Source organism: bacterium (assembly GCA_040757115.1).
Lineage (GTDB): Bacteria > UBA9089 > CG2-30-40-21 > CG2-30-40-21 > SBAY01 > JBFLXS01.
In genome coordinates this window covers 1-2,230 of record JBFLYA010000390.1, presented here as the reverse complement: position 1 = coordinate 2,230, position 2,230 = coordinate 1, and the positions used below count along the sequence as shown (strand labels likewise).

The window sequence follows — 2,230 nt, the reverse complement described above, 5'->3', positions numbered from 1 at the left end:
CCACAATCAATTTCTACCTATTTCTATAAATTTCAATCTATTTCTATTATCTTATCTCCATATCACTCTTATCTCCTTATCCCCTTTCTTACACTTTTGATATATAGCCTGAACGGTTACAAAAATTCGTAATCCCTGTCCGTTTTCCGTGTCCGTAATTAGGCTGAAGGTTTTTCCTCCTTCTATCCTCTGCCTTTTGCCTTCTGCCCTCTGCCCTCTGCTACTTATCCGTGCTAATCCCTGTCAATCAGTGGCTGAATAGTTACTTATTTACTATTCTTTTCAATATCTTACCCGGGATAAATACAGGCACCCTTCGTGCAGGAATAGGCACTTTCTTACCCGTAGAGATTATTCTCCCTTGCCGCGGTGCTCTATCTTTTACCACAAAAACGCCTAATCCCCTTATTTCTAATCTCTTGTCCTTATTTAATCCATTTATAATACTCTTTAAAATAACATCAACTACCTGCTTCGCTTCTTTTTTATCAAGATTTATTTTTGAGGCAACCCTCTTTATTAACTCATCTTTCTTCATTTGCTCTCACACCCCCTTTTGAGTTTGGAACGCTCTCGGATAAAATTAACCCTTGATTTTACCACAGTTACAGTTACTTATGTTTATGTTTTACCCCCCAGCTTAAAATCTTTACCTACATCTTTTACCAGACGGATGCAGTCAAAATTCCAAATTCCAAGCACCAAATCCCAAATAAATTCCAAATTCCAATCGCCAAATTCCAAAGTTCATTCTTTTTGTTAGACACAAGATGAATTCCGCAGATTTTCAAGATTTTAAACATATTAGCCACAGATGAACACGGATGAAACACGGATTTTTTTTGTTGTAGGGACAGGGTTTGTTCCTGTCGGTGCCGGGAATCAAATAAAATGCGATGAATAACCGAGTTAATGCCTGTGTGGCTGAATTATTTAATTTTTTTATTATGCTGATAATCTGCGAAAATCTGTGTCCTATTATGGTTTGGAATTTTGAATTTTGGTCATTGGAATTTATTTGTCTTTTGGAATTTGTGATTTGGAATTTTGTAATTTGCTCATATTCCCTCTTATCTCCTCTACCTTCTCTGATATTTTTATCCGAGAGACTTCATTTGGTAACTGGAATTTATCTGAAGGAACAATAAAACCTCCTGAAATGACTAACTTTAAACCTTCTTCCACAGAGATATTTAACGGTATAATTTCACTCACAGGTGCAACAATTAAAAATCCAGAGGCAATATTTAACGCTGTTGGGAGATAAATATTAACCACTTCTTTACCCGTAGAGTTGCCTATTTGTGGGTTTGCCTCGGAGGTGACAAATCCTACGGCGTAAATCCCTTTACGCGGATATTCAACTAATACTACTCGTGAAAAGGATTCTTTGCCTCTCATCAGGAATATTTCTATCAATTGCTTAAAACCTGTGTAAATATTACTTACTATCGGGACACGAGCTAAAAGTTCCTCAAACCACGCAATAATAGTTTTCCCGATGAAACTTGCCATCAAAAGACCTATGACTAAAATAACCATAATCGTAATTATTAAGCCGGCTAATGGAACAATTAATTTAATGGCTGGGAGTTTTAAATCTAAAAGACCAGAAAGAGGCAAACTTAGTAAGTTTATAACAAACTTTAAAATAAACCACCCAACAACTACCGTTGCCATTACTGGTAAAGAAGTAAATAATCCGGTAAAAAAGTAAGCCTTTAATTTTGTCTTTGAAAATAGCTTCATAACTAATTTTATATTATATACTAAAATTAAAATATGTCAAGATTTTTTTTTCAATATGTTTTTTATTGACGAGTGTAATTTTATATGGTATAATTAGCGTAGGTAATTAGATGAAACTAATTGCCAATAAAAAATTATTTTGGTTTTTAAGTGAATAGGATGGGGAAAATATTATCAAATGTTAAAGATATTGAAAGAGTCTTGATAGATGATGAGGTTTTAGATTGGTATGCTTTATCTCCGGCAGAGCGTTTTGAGGAATCACAGAAACTATGGGAGATATTCCTATTATTTGGTGGAGATTATGACCCAGAACCCGATACCCAGAGCCCTTTCTACATTTTTAAAGCATACCCCAACTTCATACTAAAATGACCATTTTGGTCTAATTTTTGCCATTTTTAAAAATGAAATATCAATAATATCAGTGAGTTAGAAAATTAAATATTTAAAAAATCCATTTGTAGTGGCAAAATCTTGT

General features: G+C 34.1%; 3 protein-coding genes. 1 reads left to right on the top strand and 2 read right to left on the bottom strand.

Going from position 1 to position 2,230, the window contains the following annotated elements; translation table 11 throughout:
* Window positions 1–262: 262 nt before the first annotated feature.
* The gene (locus tag AB1422_19000; GenBank protein ID MEW6621390.1) at window positions 263–538 is read right to left on the bottom strand and encodes an HU family DNA-binding protein; all 276 of its coding nucleotides are present in this window, start codon (window positions 536–538) and stop codon (window positions 263–265) included.
* A gap of 476 nt (window positions 539–1,014) precedes the next feature.
* Window positions 1,015–1,749, bottom strand: coding sequence for a DUF502 domain-containing protein (locus AB1422_18995; GenBank protein ID MEW6621389.1), 735 nt, complete (start codon window positions 1,747–1,749; stop codon window positions 1,015–1,017).
* Between the two features lie 159 nt (window positions 1,750–1,908).
* Here AB1422_18995 and AB1422_18990 point away from each other — a divergent pair, with 159 nt between their 5' ends.
* Window positions 1,909–2,124 carry a hypothetical protein gene (locus AB1422_18990; protein ID MEW6621388.1) on the top strand — a complete coding sequence of 72 codons (216 nt, stop codon included), beginning with the start codon at window positions 1,909–1,911 and terminating at the stop codon, window positions 2,122–2,124.
* Window positions 2,125–2,230 lie beyond the last annotated feature (106 nt).

What these genes read in the sequence shown, in the direction of transcription:
- AB1422_19000 (MEW6621390.1), bottom strand. Translation starts at nt 538, where the DNA reads ATGAAGAAAGATGAGTTAATAAAGAGGGTTGCCTCAAAAATAAATCTT.
- AB1422_18995 (MEW6621389.1), bottom strand. Translation starts at nt 1,749, where the DNA reads ATGAAGCTATTTTCAAAGACAAAATTAAAGGCTTACTTTTTTACCGGA.
- AB1422_18990 (MEW6621388.1), top strand. Translation starts at nt 1,909, where the DNA reads ATGGGGAAAATATTATCAAATGTTAAAGATATTGAAAGAGTCTTGATA.